The sequence below is a fragment of the Planococcus sp. CPCC 101016 genome (genome assembly GCF_007859295.1).
In the GTDB taxonomy this organism is placed as follows: domain Bacteria; phylum Bacillota; class Bacilli; order Bacillales_A; family Planococcaceae; genus Planococcus.
Genome location: NZ_VOHB01000002.1, coordinates 441,084 through 454,858 on the forward strand (window position 1 = coordinate 441,084; position 13,775 = coordinate 454,858).

The 13,775-nt window shown below is 43.1% G+C and carries 16 protein-coding genes; 8 read left to right on the plus strand and 8 right to left on the minus strand.

Features of this window, described 5'->3' with window-relative positions:
- The first annotated feature begins 73 nt into the window (after window positions 1–73).
- From tenA to FQV26_RS02080, 6 genes are all read left to right on the plus strand, one after another.
- Window positions 74–757: a thiaminase II gene (tenA, locus tag FQV26_RS02055; protein ID WP_146555708.1), complete on the plus strand. Its 684-nt coding sequence runs from the start codon at window positions 74–76 to the stop codon at window positions 755–757.
- 2 nt (window positions 758–759) lie between these two features.
- Window positions 760–1,545: a hydroxyethylthiazole kinase gene (gene thiM, locus FQV26_RS02060; protein WP_146555709.1), complete on the plus strand. Its 786-nt coding sequence runs from the start codon at window positions 760–762 to the stop codon at window positions 1,543–1,545.
- Entirely contained in the window at window positions 1,542–2,387 is an 846-nt protein-coding gene (gene thiD, locus FQV26_RS02065) for a bifunctional hydroxymethylpyrimidine kinase/phosphomethylpyrimidine kinase (protein WP_146555710.1), read from the plus strand. The genes thiM and thiD overlap by 4 nt, the downstream gene beginning before the upstream one ends.
- Entirely contained in the window at window positions 2,371–3,024 is a 654-nt protein-coding gene (gene thiE, locus FQV26_RS02070) for a thiamine phosphate synthase (protein ID WP_261384246.1), read from the plus strand. The genes thiD and thiE overlap by 17 nt, the downstream gene beginning before the upstream one ends.
- Window positions 3,021–3,509: an energy coupling factor transporter S component ThiW gene (gene thiW / locus FQV26_RS02075; RefSeq protein ID WP_146555712.1), complete on the plus strand. Its 489-nt coding sequence runs from the start codon at window positions 3,021–3,023 to the stop codon at window positions 3,507–3,509. Before thiE ends, thiW begins: the two co-directional genes overlap by 4 nt.
- Window positions 3,510–3,595: 86 nt before the next feature.
- Window positions 3,596–4,426, plus strand: a complete 831-nt coding sequence (locus tag FQV26_RS02080) for a YkuS family protein (RefSeq protein WP_146555713.1) — start codon at window positions 3,596–3,598, stop codon at window positions 4,424–4,426.
- 370 nt (window positions 4,427–4,796) lie between these two features.
- Here the strand turns inward: FQV26_RS02080 and FQV26_RS02085 are convergent, their stop codons facing one another.
- Complete coding sequence (locus FQV26_RS02085; protein ID WP_146555714.1) at window positions 4,797–6,074, minus strand: MFS transporter; 1,278 nt, start codon at window positions 6,072–6,074, stop codon at window positions 4,797–4,799.
- Between the two features lie 318 nt (window positions 6,075–6,392).
- Between FQV26_RS02085 and FQV26_RS02090 the strand changes: the two genes are divergently transcribed.
- On the plus strand, window positions 6,393–7,148 hold the full coding sequence (locus FQV26_RS02090; protein ID WP_146555715.1) for an exodeoxyribonuclease III: 756 nt from the start codon (window positions 6,393–6,395) through the stop codon (window positions 7,146–7,148).
- Between the two features lie 62 nt (window positions 7,149–7,210).
- Here FQV26_RS02090 and FQV26_RS02095 read toward each other — a convergent pair whose 3' ends face one another.
- Complete coding sequence (locus FQV26_RS02095) at window positions 7,211–8,401, minus strand: CDP-glycerol glycerophosphotransferase family protein (protein WP_146555716.1); 1,191 nt, start codon at window positions 8,399–8,401, stop codon at window positions 7,211–7,213.
- Window positions 8,402–8,674: 273 nt separating this feature from the next.
- Between FQV26_RS02095 and FQV26_RS02100 the strand changes: the two genes are divergently transcribed.
- Window positions 8,675–10,297 carry a catalase gene (locus FQV26_RS02100; protein ID WP_222433890.1) on the plus strand — a complete coding sequence of 541 codons (1,623 nt, stop codon included), beginning with the start codon at window positions 8,675–8,677 and terminating at the stop codon, window positions 10,295–10,297.
- Window positions 10,298–10,380: 83 nt separating this feature from the next.
- Here the strand turns inward: FQV26_RS02100 and FQV26_RS02105 are convergent, their stop codons facing one another.
- The 6 genes from FQV26_RS02105 to FQV26_RS02130 all read right to left on the minus strand — a co-directional run bounded on the left by FQV26_RS02105 (window position 10,381) and on the right by FQV26_RS02130 (window position 13,756).
- On the minus strand, window positions 10,381–11,082 hold the full coding sequence (locus tag FQV26_RS02105) for a P-II family nitrogen regulator (RefSeq protein WP_146555717.1): 702 nt from the start codon (window positions 11,080–11,082) through the stop codon (window positions 10,381–10,383).
- Window positions 11,072–11,809 carry a DUF1538 domain-containing protein gene (locus tag FQV26_RS02110; RefSeq protein ID WP_146555718.1) on the minus strand — a complete coding sequence of 246 codons (738 nt, stop codon included), beginning with the start codon at window positions 11,807–11,809 and terminating at the stop codon, window positions 11,072–11,074. The genes FQV26_RS02105 and FQV26_RS02110 overlap by 11 nt, the downstream gene beginning before the upstream one ends.
- Entirely contained in the window at window positions 11,806–12,501 is a 696-nt protein-coding gene (locus FQV26_RS02115) for a DUF1538 domain-containing protein (protein WP_146555719.1), read from the minus strand. The genes FQV26_RS02110 and FQV26_RS02115 overlap by 4 nt, the downstream gene beginning before the upstream one ends.
- A 160-nt stretch (window positions 12,502–12,661) precedes the next feature.
- Entirely contained in the window at window positions 12,662–13,012 is a 351-nt protein-coding gene (locus FQV26_RS02120) for a Na+/H+ antiporter subunit G (RefSeq protein ID WP_146555720.1), read from the minus strand.
- Window positions 12,990–13,274: a Na(+)/H(+) antiporter subunit F1 gene (locus tag FQV26_RS02125; RefSeq protein WP_146555721.1), complete on the minus strand. Its 285-nt coding sequence runs from the start codon at window positions 13,272–13,274 to the stop codon at window positions 12,990–12,992. The genes FQV26_RS02120 and FQV26_RS02125 overlap by 23 nt, the downstream gene beginning before the upstream one ends.
- Window positions 13,271–13,756 (minus strand): Na+/H+ antiporter subunit E, encoded by a 486-nt coding sequence (locus FQV26_RS02130; protein ID WP_146555722.1) that lies wholly within the window; start codon window positions 13,754–13,756, stop codon window positions 13,271–13,273. Before FQV26_RS02130 ends, FQV26_RS02125 begins: the two co-directional genes overlap by 4 nt.
- Between the last annotated feature and the right edge of the window lie 19 nt (window positions 13,757–13,775).

The window sequence follows — 13,775 nt, forward strand, 5'->3', positions numbered from 1 at the left end:
TTTGGTCAAAGAACAGGGAAAGTGACCGTAACAGTCGGTCACTGAGATCTGAAAGCAAAGAGGAGATGGAGAAATGACATTTTGTGAAGAAGTAAGAGAAGAGTGCAACAGCTTGTGGCAGGCCAGTTTTGATCATCCGTTCGTTAAGGGCATCGAAGATGGAACATTACCGGTTGATGTATTCCGTTTTTATGTAATGCAGGACGCTTATTATTTATCTCATTTTGCTAAAGTACAGGCTATTGGCGCATCCAAAGCTAAAGATTTGGAAACGACACAGCGCTTTGCACTTCATTCCGCGCATACCTGCAGTGCTGAACTGGCTCTTCACGAATCCTTTATGGAACTGTTGGAAGTGACAGACGAAGAATGGGCTGTGTTTGAGCCATCGCCGACTGCGTACGCCTATGTGTCGCATATGTACCGCTCGTCAGAAGGTGATTTGGCGGACGTGTTGGCTTCTATTCTGCCATGTTATTGGCTTTACTATGAAATTGGAGAGCGCTTAAAAAATGCCGAACCCGATCATCCGATATACAACCGCTGGATTGAAACTTATGGTTCGGAGGAATTTGGAGCCCTTGTCAACGAACAGATATCCCGTATGAACCTGCTGGCGGAAGGATTGCCGGAAGCGCGGCGTCGTGAGTTGAAAAGCCATTTCCGCAAGAGCAGCTATTACGAATGGAATTTCTGGGATCAAGCATGGAGAAAAGAATCGTGGTCCATCAATTTTGCAGAAGGAGTGGGTGTTTAAAGATGCTCAACAAAATAAAGCAGGAAAATCCTCTAGTCCATTGCATCACCAATCATGTGGTATCGAATTTCCAAGCAAACGGTCTATTAGCAATCGGAGCTTCTCCGATAATGGGAGAAGCTCCTGAAGAAGCAGCAGAACTTGCTGCATTATCAAAGGCTTTGTCATTAAACATCGGCACCTTAAACGCAGAGTCGCTGAAAAGCATGCTGCTAGCCGGAAAAACAGCCAATCGAATTGGCATTCCTGTCGTTCTGGATCCTGTAGGAGCAGGAGCGAGCCGTTTCCGTTTAGCGGCTGTTCATGAAATTCTGGATACAGTTGACGTCAGCGTCCTCCGCTGCAATGCAGGAGAGCTTGCAGCTGTTTCTGGGAAAGAGTGGGAGTCGAAAGGCGTTGATGCGGGAGAAGGGCTTCTGGACATCAGAGAGATGGCCGTTTCTACCGCCAAAAATTTGGGATTGATTATTGCAGTCACCGGAAAAACGGATATTGTGACGGATGGAGAATCGGTGACTGAAATTCCTTTTGGGGATCCGGCTATGGCTTTCATAACGGGAACGGGTTGCTTATTGAGCAGTGTTACAGCTGCCTGCCTCGCCATTCAGCCAGAAAATCCGATGGAGACTGTTAGCAATGCGCTGCGGGTTTATGCTATTGCGGGAGAACAGGCTGGAAAACTTGCAGCTCTTCCGGGTGATTTCCATAGGACTTTCATCAATTGCTTGGCAAGTATAACAGACAGTGAAGTAAGTGAGCGCGTCACGATACAGGAGGGGATGTTATGAGTGAAATACCGCAAACTCTAACGATAGCGGGCTCAGATTCAGGAGGAGGAGCTGGCATCCAAGCCGACTTGAAAACTTTTCAGGAGCTGGGCGTCTACGGCACTTCTGTCATTACTGCGGTAACTGCTCAAAATACAACAGGCGTTTCCGCCATTTATCCGATGACTTCCCAAGCGGTGCAAACACAATTGGAGGCAATCGGCAGCGATTTTGAGATTGCTGCTTTAAAAACGGGGATGTTATTCGACCCGGAAATCATCGAGAAAACAGCAGCAGCCATCCAGCGTTACAGCTGGAAAAAGCTGATTGTAGACCCGGTCATGATTGCTAAGGGCGGTGCAAAATTATTGCAGCCGGAAGCTGTGGAAGCTCTTAAGTTTCATTTGCTTCCATTGGCCTATCTTATGACTCCGAATATTCCGGAGGCGGAAGCTCTGACCGGCATTGCCATTACAGATGCATCCAGTCGACGCCAGGCAGCTGAACAGATTTTATTGCTGGGTGCGCAATCTGTTGTGATCAAAGGAGGTCATGAAGCAAATACGAAGTATGCAGAAGATTACTTTCTGGATACAAATGGCGAATCGATACTGTTTCGCTCAGACCGGATTGAAACTGATCAGACGCATGGCACCGGTTGTACATTTGCAGCAGCTGTAACGGCGGAACTTGCCAAAGGACGAGATCTGCAGGAAGCGATCTGCACAGCTAAAGAATTTATTCAGGCTGCAATCAGCGATCCGTTGAATATTGGCTCGGGACATGGACCTACTAATCATGCAGCATATAAAGCGGGTCAAGCAGCAAACAGGGAGGCGGCCAGAATTGAAATTTTTCGATAAACCTGCGATCTATTTTATAATGGGTTCCCAAAATTCAGGGGCAAGAGATCCTTTTGAATTACTAGAAGCAGCGCTCAGCGGAGGAATTACTCATTTCCAACTGCGTGAAAAAGGACATGGAGCTTTGAAGGGGGAGGCGTTGCTCGAGTTTGCTTTGCGCTGCCGGCAGTTATGCCATAACTATGGCGTACCGCTGATTATCAACGATCATTTGGAACTGGCTTGCGAAATCGAGGCAGACGGCATTCATGTCGGTCAGGATGATGTATCGGCTTTATATGCTCGCAAGATGATAGGAAAAGAGAAAATTTTGGGTGTGTCTGTTCATTCAGTAAAAGAAGCACAACAGGCAATTTTGCACGGCGCAGATTATGTCGGGATGGGCCCGGTCTTCGGCACAGTCTCGAAACCTGATGCTAAAGCACCTGCGGGCGTCAAAGGAATACTGGCTGTCAAAAGTAAGTTTCCTGCCTTGCCAATTTTGGGCATTGGCGGCATCACTCCCGAAAATGCAGGGCAGGTCTGGAAATCAGGTGTATCAGGAATTGCCGTCATTTCAACAATTACGGAAGCAGAAGATATTGAAGGACGTATCAAGGCGTTGCGAACATCCTGCAAAGAGGGTGTCAAAGAATGAAAACAAAGAAACTGATCCTTATGGCAATGTTCGTTGCAATTGGAGTAGCTGGTTCAGCTTTTGTTTATTTCCCAGCAGGAATCGCGCGTGCATATCCAATCCAGCACGCTATTAATGTCCTCGCGGCTGTTCTTTTTGGACCTGGTCCGGCAGTGCTGATTGCTTTTCTGACCGGAGTCGTCAGGATATTGACGGGAACAGGCTCACTATTGGCTTTTCCCGGCGGAATGATTGGAGCATTGCTGGCTGGACTTATGTATGCTAAGTTCGGCAAAGTTTGGCTGGCTGCAATAGGGGAAGTAGTAGGAACGGGAATCATCGCTTCTTTGGTTGCTGTTCCTTATGCCCGGATTTTTTTAGGCACTGAATTCGGAGCTTTATTTTTTGTTCCTCCTTTTTTCATCTCTAGCCTGAGTGGGGCAGTTTTAGGAGTAGTATTGGCAACGCGGCTCATGAAGACAGATACCATAAAAGTTTGGCAATAACACATGAACTTTAGAAAGAAGTTTATAATTTCGCAATTGTGGGCAAACAAAGAAATATAGACTTTTGAAAAGGGAGTGGACAGATTATGGTAAGAGTTGCAGTCGAACACCCATTTACATCAGTACGTGAAGCATTAGAGAAAAAAGGGTATCAGGCAGAAATGCTGGAAGACAAATCAGATTCTACGGATTATGACGTTATCGTAGTGAGAGATCAGGAAGATTTAGCTGACTATCACATGAGCGTGTCCCTAGTTGAAGCTAAAGGGCGTACTTTATATGAAATCGTAGATGAAGTAGAAGAACGTCTTGTGCGCGGCGGTAAAATCCAAGCGCCACAGCCAACTGAAGCTGAGCGCAAAGATAGTGGCAGCGGCGGTGGCGGTTTCTTAGCTGGAGCAGCAACGGGAGCAGTTATCGGAGCAGCTGCAGGATTATTATTCGCACCAAAAAGCGGCAAAGAGCTTCAGGAAATGGTCAAAGAAAAAGCAGCCAGCTCTAAAGAGCAAGGCGATGACAGCTCAGGCGGCACAATGGATCAAGTGAAAGAAAAAGCGAATCAATTGAAAGATAAAACTACTGGTCTTACAGATAAAGCGAAAGAAAAAACTTCTGGAATTACAGAAAAAGCCAAAGGCAAAGCTGATGAACTTAAAGCAAAGCGTGTAGAAAAACAAGAAGAAAAAGAACTGAAAAAGCAAGAAAAGGTCGTTCAAAAAGAAGCGAAAGAGCAAGAAAAGGCTCAAAAAGAACATGAAAAAGCTGAAAAAGAAGTAGAAAAAGAGATTAAAAAAGCCGATAAAGAAGCCGATAAGGAAAAAAGCGGCATCGAAGTGGTTGAACTAGGCGATGCATCTGTCGAAAAAGACACTACCGGCAGCGTAACGGTCAAAGCTGAAGACAAAAACAAAAAATAAAAAAAGTTAAGGTGTCCGCCAGATAGTTTGGCGGACACCTTTTTAGTTTGAAGCGATAAGGCATCTGTTTTTTTAGAGAACAAACTTTTTTATCTGTCAGAGATACATGGGCGCTTCCGCTTTTCAGTGTCCAGACTCCAACAGCCAGCTCCTCGAGTCGCTTCAGAATTACCAGCAATGGCTAATAGCGCCATTACCGATAATTCTTCCAGCGCTTGTCGGAGCTGAACGGCTGCTTCCGCTTTTCTTCTTGTCCAGACTCCAGCGCCCAGCTCTTCGGGTCATAAGTCAATCCAGCTGTGTGGCAAAGAACGCCACTCAGCTGGCCTGCCTTATGCCTGTCAGAGCTACATGGGCGCTTCCGCTTTTCTTAGTCCGTTGCTACTTTATCGATTGGTTCATGGGGCTTTGGTTCCGGTACACGGGATAGGATGATGAGACCGATAACGAATAAAATAACAAGGCTGAAAACACCCATGCTTGAATTGCCAGTTACTTGGGAAGTGACTGCAACGAGCAGAGGGCCTGTGATTGCAGCAAATTTCCCAAAGACATTGTAGAACCCAAAGAATTCATTGGAATTTTCCTTAGGCACAAGTTTTCCGAAATAAGATCGGCTGAGTGCTTGGATGCCCCCTTGGCTAGTGGCCACAAGCATAGCCAAAATCCAAAAATCAGTAATGGTCTCCAAAAAGAAGGCATAGATACAGACTACAATATAAACACAGATTCCAACATAAAGCATTTTTTTGCCGGTAAACCGATTGGCTAAACGGCCATAAAGAATGGCGAATGGAGCAGCGACTACCTGCGTAACAAACAAAACAATCAAGAGATTGGTCGCGCTCAGACCCAGGTCAGTGCCATACGCAGTAGACAGAGAAATAATGGTGCCGACACCATCAATGTAAAAGAAATAAGCAATTAGAAACAAAAATAACGCACGGTATTGACGTATTTCCCGTATGGTTTTTCCGAGACGTTTAAAGCTTTGATGAACCGGATTGGGTTCACGTTCAATATAGTGAAGCTGCCTGACATGGCGGAACATAGGCAATGAAAAACAAACCCACCAGACAGCCGTAATTAAAAAGGCAATCCGGCTGGCAACGGTAACAGAAATTGGCAATACTCCATTTTGAGCTAGCAAGATAATGGCGATGGAAAGTATAAATGGGATGGTCGATCCGATATAGCCAAGTCCATAACCAAATGCAGAGACACTGTTCATTCGTTTTTCTGTAGTAACATCGACAATAAAAGCATCATAAAATAAATTAGCCCCCGTTGCTCCCAATGCTGCAAACACATAACAAATCAGCATCAATAACCAATTTTCACTTGGCACGAAAGCCAATAGCGCTGTAGAAATGGTGCCCAAGAGGAAGAAAGCTGTAAAAAACTTTTTCTTCATCCCCTGGTAATCGGCAATCGTCCCCAATATAGGTCCGATCATGGCCAGAATAAATGTGAAAATCGCAATTGTATACCCTAGATAAGCCGTGGAGTCAGATAGGCTGACACCTGCTTCGGTAGCTGATGCTTTATAATAGATCGGAAAAATCGCAGTTGTGATAATAATGGAGTAAGCGGAACTTCCCCAATCGTACAATGCCCAGCTTTTTTCTTCTTTCGAAAACTTCTTCATCTCTTTATCCCCTTTATTTTGCTTTGAAAAAATAAAGCCACGAACAGCCAGTTGATATGAAGTTCGTCCACTTGGTAAAATTTCTATATATCAGATAATTTCATTGTACAAGAAGACCCCGTAAAATGATGCAGAATGTTTAAAAAAATACAGAAATTTTACATATTAAGTTAATGAAAAATTTTCCTCTGAAAATTAAAAGGTGAAATTGCATCAAAGCGGAATTTTTCTTTTTACAAAATAACCAGTTAACACATGGCTTGAGTCTTTTTTAGGCTTCCTTTAAACTTAGGAAGGAACAGAAAGAAGGGCTTACATTTGAAATTGATTTCATGGAATGTCAACGGCTTGCGTGCCGTTATGAAAAAAGGATTTATGAATTTTTTTACTGAAGCAGACGCAGATGTATTTTGCCTGCAGGAAATCAAGTTGCAGGAAGGGCAGATAGAGATGAACCTTCCTGGCTATCATACATATTGGAATTATGCGCATAAAAAGGGCTATTCCGGCACGGCAATTTTTACGAAACATAAGCCGTTATCGATTCAATACGGTTTGGGGTCAGAAGAGCACGATACAGAGGGACGGCTGATTGCATTGGAATTCGACAGCCATTATGTGGTAACCGTCTATACACCGAACTCCCAACATGGCCTGCTTCGTTTAGATTATAGGCTATTATGGGAAGATGCCATTTTGTCGTTTGTAAAAAGCTTGGATAATCATAAACCCGTTATTTTATGCGGAGATTTGAATGTTGCTCACGAGGAAATCGATTTAAAAAATCCAAAAGCCAATAAAAAAAATTCAGGGTTTACACCTGAAGAACGCGGCAAAATGACACAGTTTTTATCCAGTGGCTTTATAGATACATTCCGACATTTCTATCCGACAGAAACAGGGTTTTATTCCTGGTGGTCGTACCGTTCCAATTGCCGTGAAAAGAATGTAGGGTGGAGAATCGATTATTTTCTAACTTCCCAAAATCTTATTTCGAAATTGAGAAATGCAAAAATTCATGCAGATATATGGGGTTCCGATCATTGTCCAGTCGAACTGGAAATTGACCTATAAAAAAACACACTCAAAAGAGTGTGTTTTTGCATGAAAGGCGAAATTTATAGTTTCACGTGAAACTATGCTAAGTTCATAACTCGTTGGGTTAGGCGTTTACAGTTGTCTTGGTCAAAATAATCAATGTAATCCGTGGCTTTCGGATACCATTCATTATAAGTGATTTTTTCCTCGACAATTTTCTTAAGATATTCGTAAACATGATCGATTGAATCGGCTTTATACCCATAAAGGTCTGTATCCAAGTCCAAATAGGTTCCTCTTTTTTCTAAATACTCTTGCTTATCGAACATAAAGAATACAATGGGTTTGTTCAGATAAAGGAAATCCCAGGAAACACTGGTGATGTCAGTCAGCAGCATGTCATTATGGTCAATGGAATACTCGATGGTTTCATGGTTAAAATCCAGGAATTTGATGCCGTGTTCATTATCAGTCAAACCGGTGAAATATCTTTCGAACTTTTTCATGAAAGGATGCAAGGCAATGTTCATGTGAAGGTTGTGGTCGGCAAGCAATTGCTGGATGCCTTCGTGTTTCAACAACCCTACCGTACTCTTGAAATAGGTGCTGTCGATAAACTCTTCTTTCGTCAAGTCAAAAAGCCATTCACGCCACGTCATCATCATCAAGATGTTTTTAACTTCTTTGGAAGGCTGATTGGGCGGATAGCGATCGAATCGGGGAAAGCCGGTAATAATTAGTTTCTGTTCGGGAATTTTCCATTTATTTAACTTTAGTTCATATTCATATTGAGATGCACAGTTGAAATAATCAGTGCGCTTCAATAATGGGACATCTTCTTTCTGAATCAGGATCTTTTTGAATCCTTCAATGCCATGACTGACGTGGGTAATGATTGTTTTGCGGTTAAGGAAGAGGAATTTGTCAGCTGCTGGTACGATATCGTAAAGAAGAGAGTGTCCATGGAACGTATAATCGGCCCGAAAAAACAACAAATAGTTTTTGAAACTTCCAAGTGGCACGGCATTTTCAATTTTTTCGTTTTTGGCATAGGAAGTTTTTGGGTCATACATCCAATAAGCAATTACTTGATCTTTATGATTGTTTATTAAGTATTTATGGTATACGGCGGCATTATCTTCGTATTTTTCCCCGAGGTTTCCGCCAACCAAGGCAATTTTCTTTCCGTTTTTTTTCTTCATGAAAAAGGAAAGAATATACGCCGCTGAGACTTTAGAAAATACCTTCAAGGGATCCCATCTCCCTTTTTCTTTTAATTCTACACTCATCTAAAAGCCCTGCTTTCTGCTAGTTGTCATTACTTTAGTTTTTCATATATTGCCGTCTTTGTCTATCTTCATTTAATAAACTAATTTTTCATTCAACTTTTACATGTTTTTAGTTCTCCAGAAATTAAAAGATTTTCTCTGCTAATGAGTTTTCTACTATTTTTCTTCAATAAAGCATAGTTGGAAATTAAGTTTGTCTTTATTTATTGCGTTTATTTTTGGGGAAAGGTGGGAAAAGTATAAGGTGATAGCACATTGCAGAGGAGGATATTCATGAAAGAGAATAATGAAGAGAAAAAGAATCAAATGGGTACCAGCGAAAATGAAGAAACGCTGACGAATCGACAAGGACATCCGATTAGAGATAATCAAAATATGCGAACTGTCGGGAACCGTGGCCCTGCTACACTTGAAAATTATCATTTCATTGAAAAAATCTCACATTTCGACCGGGAAGAAATTCCGGAACGAGTTGTCCATGCGCGTGGTGCAGGTGCATTTGGTTATTTTGAAACCTACGGCAAAGTCGGCGATGAGCCGGTGGAAAAATATACACGCGCCAAAGTATTTTCAGGTGCAGGAAAACAAACACCATTATTGGTCCGCTTCTCAACAGTTGCAGGGTCAAGACATTCTCCGGAAACAGATCGCGACCCTCGTGGTTTCGCAGTGAAAATGTATACAGAAGACGGCAACTGGGATTTGGTCGGAAATAACCTTAAAATTTTCTTTATCCGTGATGCCATGAAATTTCCGGATATGATTCATGCTTTTAAAACGGATCCGGCTTCGAACGTAGCAGATCCCCAACGGATGTTTGACTTTGTTGCACGGACGCCTGAAGCAACTCATATGATTACGTTCCTGTTCTCCCCATGGGGAATTCCGGCAACGTATCGTCATATGCAGGGATCCGGTGTTAATACGTACAAATGGGTCAATGATAAAGGTGAAGCAGTTCTGGTTAAGTATCATTGGGAGCCGAAACAAGGCATCCGTAACCTGACTCAAAAAGAAGCTTCTGAAATTCAGGCAGAAAATGTCGGGCATGCCACACAGGATCTTTATGAAGCAATTGAAAGTGGAGATTATCCTGAATGGGAACTATTCGTTCAGATTATGAGTGACGACGAACACCCAGAATTGGATTTTGATCCGTTGGATGATACAAAATTGTGGCCGCAGGATAAATTCCCATTCCTTCCTGTGGGGAAAATGGTGCTGGATCGCAATCCAGTCGATTACCATGCTGAGATTGAGCAAGCGGCATTCGGTACAGGAGTTCTTGTTGACGGATTGGATTTCTCAGACGACAAAATGCTTCAGGGCCGCACCTTCTCGTATTCAGATACGCAACGTTACCGTGTTGGAGCCAATTACCTGAAATTACCGGTCAATGCTCCTAAGAAGCGTGTAGCAACGAACCAGCAGCGGGGAGGTATGGATGTGAAGAACCCTGATGAAAATCCTTCGAATCCGCATATTAATTACGAACCTTCTGTTCTAGGGGGGTTCAAAGAGGCAGATTCGAGTGGAACGCCAGCTCATGAACCAGCCTATAACGATAAAGTAGTATCGGCGCCGATCGACCGTACCAATAACTACGGCCAGGCAGGTGAGACTTACCGCAGCTTCGAAGATTGGGAGCGTGATGAGCTGATCAACAATCTAGGAGACGCATTGTCAGTATGTGATCCCCGTATTCAGGAAGAAATGATCCATCACTTTACGCAGGCGGACGAAGACTATGGCCGCCGTGTCCGTGAGAATATGGAACAAAAGATGCAAGCTAATGAAGAAATGAAAAAAGCTGGACCGAAAGTATATGGCCAGCCAGCTGCTAACAAAGTAGCGCAAGGTGCTGCAGCTAAAGGACACGAAGCAAAACCATATTAATATCTTAAAAAAATACGGGTAAGCCGCTGTGGCTTGCCCGTATTTTTATTGGTTTTCTGCCTTATATCGAATTTGAGTTTTAATCATTGTTTACGGTTGGCTAAGGATGAATGATTCACTCCAAAAACATTTTCAACATCAATGAGAAAGGCGATGCCTTTGCCTGGAGCGTTCAAGTCAACGGCTTCTTCAATGCTTTTGACAACTTTCTCTGAATAGCTGCTTGGAACGAGCGTCAAAACCACATCTTTTTCAGGGTCGATAGTGAAGTTCAGAAACTTCTCCTGTTCGTTTACTCCTGTACCTCGACCGTTTAGTATAGTCCCACCTTCTGCACCGGCTTTTGCGGCGGCTTTTACTACAGTTGAAGAGTCACCCGAATTAACAATAGTTACGATTAATTGGAAATCTTTCGCTTCTGAATCCAAATCAGTAACACCTCTCTTTTTTTTCCTGTCATCTGTTCGGTGTGATAAATGCGGCACTCCAAGCAATTTACTTAAGTGAACTGTGAAGCCAAGACCATAGCCGGATTTCCCTAATTTTCCAGCTTCAGAAACGGCTTGTGCAACGGCTTTCTCGTTCTCTCCATCCAATGCGAAAAAGATGACATCCTTCTCATGGGTCGCAGGCAAACCTAAAAATGTAGCTTTTTCATTTCTTCCCATACCTTCCCCGTATATAATGGTTGCGCCATCAACCCCGGCATTTTTAGCGGCGGCAATTACATCGCGTGAATGTCCTCTTTTGACGATGGCGATCATCAATCTGTGATTAAGAATCATTGGTTTTCTTCCCACCTTTTTTAGTGAAGATTAGACCCAGTATGAGTACTGCGATGATTGGAGTGAGAGCGACAAGTGCAATCATGCCAAAGCCATCAGTCAAAGGGTCGCTGCCTGCTGTAGCACTTGAAATGCCAACTGCCACAGCAACGATAAATGTAACGGTCATGGGACCAGTTGCCACTCCTCCAGAATCAAAGGCGATGCCGATAAAAGTTTGAGTCGAAAAAAACACAAGTATGAGAGCAAGGAGATAACCAGGAATAATGAAATACCAGAGCGACCAACCAGTCAAAATTCTCAGCATGGATAAAGCGATGGAGACACCGACACCCATTGATAATGTGTAAAGCATCATTTTCTGAGAAATGTATCCGCCGGTTTCTTGGTCGACCTCGTCTGTCATGATGCTGACTGCCGGTTCTGCGAATGTAGCGGCAAAACCCAAGACAAAACCGATTGGAATCAAAAGCCATTTGTTCTCCCAGCTTCCAAGCGTTTCTCCCATCATCGTCCCAACCGGCATAAAGCCGACATGAACTCCTTGAAGAAAAAAAGAAAGACCGAAAAAGGTTAAAACGAAGCCTATTCCTACTTGCATAACACGCTGCATCGGCAGTTTCAGCATGAATATCTGAAAGGCAGCAAAGAAAATAAGGAGAGGGAGCAGTGCCATGCTCACTTCCAGCATGACTGTTTGAAATCCTTCGAAAATATGGATAGTCACCTGAATAACACCCCCAGGATCATGACTGCCAGAATGGGTCCAATAGAGGCGAGGCCAATCAAACCGAATTTCTCACCGGAACTGTCATCCTCTGAACGCAGTACAGAAGCAACGCCAATACCCAACGCCAGAATAAAAGGAACGGCCATCGGTCCAGTTGTGACGCCACCGGAATCGAAGGAAATAGAGATGAAGGCTTCGGGGACAAAGAAAGACAGTAGGAAAACCAAAGCGTAGCCGCCAATAAGCAAATAATGAAGAGGAATTTTAAAGATAGTACGGATCATTGCCAATGCAACGAAAATAGCCAAACCGAGAGAGACTGATAAGATTAATATCGCTGAACTGATTGCACCTCCAGAGACTTCGTCAATTTGTTTGGCCAGTACACGGACATCCGGCTCGGCTACAGTGACCGCGATGCCCAATAAAAAACCGGTGGCGATAATAAAACCGGCTTTTTTGGTACTGGGAAGCCTTCTGCCAATCATTTCGCCAATTGGCAATAGCCCGGCATTAACGCCGACAAGGAATAGAAAAAATCCAGTACTGACAAAAAGTACCCCGATGAGAAACTGAATGATTGCTTCAAAAGGCATTCTAATAATAACAATTTGTAAAACCAAGACGACTATAGTGACAGGAAGGATTGCGGCGGCAACTTCTTTGAAAGTGTCTCTCACATTTTCCATTGAATGTCCGTCTCCATTTCTGTTTTTTATTTCTATTCCCTGGGAATCCCTTCATAAACTTTTGCTTCATTGATATAAAAATAGCGTTGCCGCTCTAAAGAGTCGGCAACGCTATTACTAACCTGCTTTATTAAGAAAACATGAAAAAATCATCATATCTTTATTTTTTGATCAATTCTTCCAAAGCATCTTCTGTAGAAGAGTCGGCCAATTTAACGTTCGAACGGTATGCTGCTCGTGTGATCAAATGACCCGCCACAGGTGCTGTTAAAAAAACAAAAGTGATCCCCAATAAAAGCCGGACGCTGATAAAGTTTTCAGATGCCCAGAAATAGATGAAGGTTCCAGACAATGACAGCAGAACAGCAAGTGTAGAGCTTTTTGTAGCAGCATGCGAACGGGTATAAACATCCGGCAGCCGAAGAATTCCGATTGCGCTGATTACCGCCATTATACTGCCAATCAAAATCAGAAAAACCCCGAAATACTCAGCGATTATGTTTATGCTCAACGATATCGCCCCTTTCAACGAAACGTGCCAAAGCAAGTGTACTGATGAATGCAAGAATACCAACAATCAATATAACTTCAAGAAATGCATGCGTGTGGAGTACAACGGAAAAGACAGCTACTCCTGAAATCAAATTAACCCCGATCATATCCATTGCTACAACACGATCAGGCATGGAAGGCCCTCGAATAATCCGGTACAATGCCAGAATGATTGCCAGAATGAAAAGGGAGAGGGAAATGGTCAGTATGGTTTCAATCAATTTCTTGTCACCTCCATAATCGCTTTTTCAAAAACTTTAATGGACTTTAATACCGAATCACGTGAACTTTCCACATCCATTGCGTGGATATAGAAAATTTTCCCGTCTGGTGACACTTCCATAACGACCGATCCTGGTGTCAAAGTGAGCAGGAGGGCGAGTGTCGTCAATTCATAATCACCTTCCATACTGTGTTCATAAGTGAAGATACCAGGTTTTATGTTCAGCTTTGGACTTAAAATCTGTTTCATGATTAATAGACTGGATTGGAAAAGTTCTGAGACAAAGATCAGCAGCAGCTTAAGTGCCGAGTAAACTCGCAGCAAATAGAACTTTGTTCCAAAAAAGCGGTGCATGAGGAAAAGGATGCCAATACCAATCAAATATCCGGTCAGAAAAGTCGTGATATAAAAAGCATCTTCGTCCATCAGCAATGTCCACAATAACGCAATGGTGATATTTAATAAGAACTGAGCGGGCACTCTACTTCACTCCTTTCAT

Coding starts and splice junctions, on each gene's coding strand:
- tenA (WP_146555708.1), top strand. CDS start 74: ATGACATTTTGTGAAGAAGTAAGAGAAGAGTGCAACAGCTTGTGGCAG.
- thiM (WP_146555709.1), top strand. CDS start 760: ATGCTCAACAAAATAAAGCAGGAAAATCCTCTAGTCCATTGCATCACC.
- thiD (WP_146555710.1), top strand. CDS start 1,542: ATGAGTGAAATACCGCAAACTCTAACGATAGCGGGCTCAGATTCAGGA.
- thiW (WP_146555712.1), top strand. CDS start 3,021: ATGAAAACAAAGAAACTGATCCTTATGGCAATGTTCGTTGCAATTGGA.
- FQV26_RS02080 (WP_146555713.1), top strand. CDS start 3,596: ATGGTAAGAGTTGCAGTCGAACACCCATTTACATCAGTACGTGAAGCA.
- FQV26_RS02085 (WP_146555714.1), bottom strand. CDS start 6,074: ATGAAGAAGTTTTCGAAAGAAGAAAAAAGCTGGGCATTGTACGATTGG.
- FQV26_RS02095 (WP_146555716.1), bottom strand. CDS start 8,401: ATGAGTGTAGAATTAAAAGAAAAAGGGAGATGGGATCCCTTGAAGGTA.
- FQV26_RS02100 (WP_222433890.1), top strand. CDS start 8,675: ATGAAAGAGAATAATGAAGAGAAAAAGAATCAAATGGGTACCAGCGAA.
- FQV26_RS02105 (WP_146555717.1), bottom strand. CDS start 11,082: ATGATTCTTAATCACAGATTGATGATCGCCATCGTCAAAAGAGGACAT.
- FQV26_RS02115 (WP_146555719.1), bottom strand. CDS start 12,501: ATGGAAAATGTGAGAGACACTTTCAAAGAAGTTGCCGCCGCAATCCTT.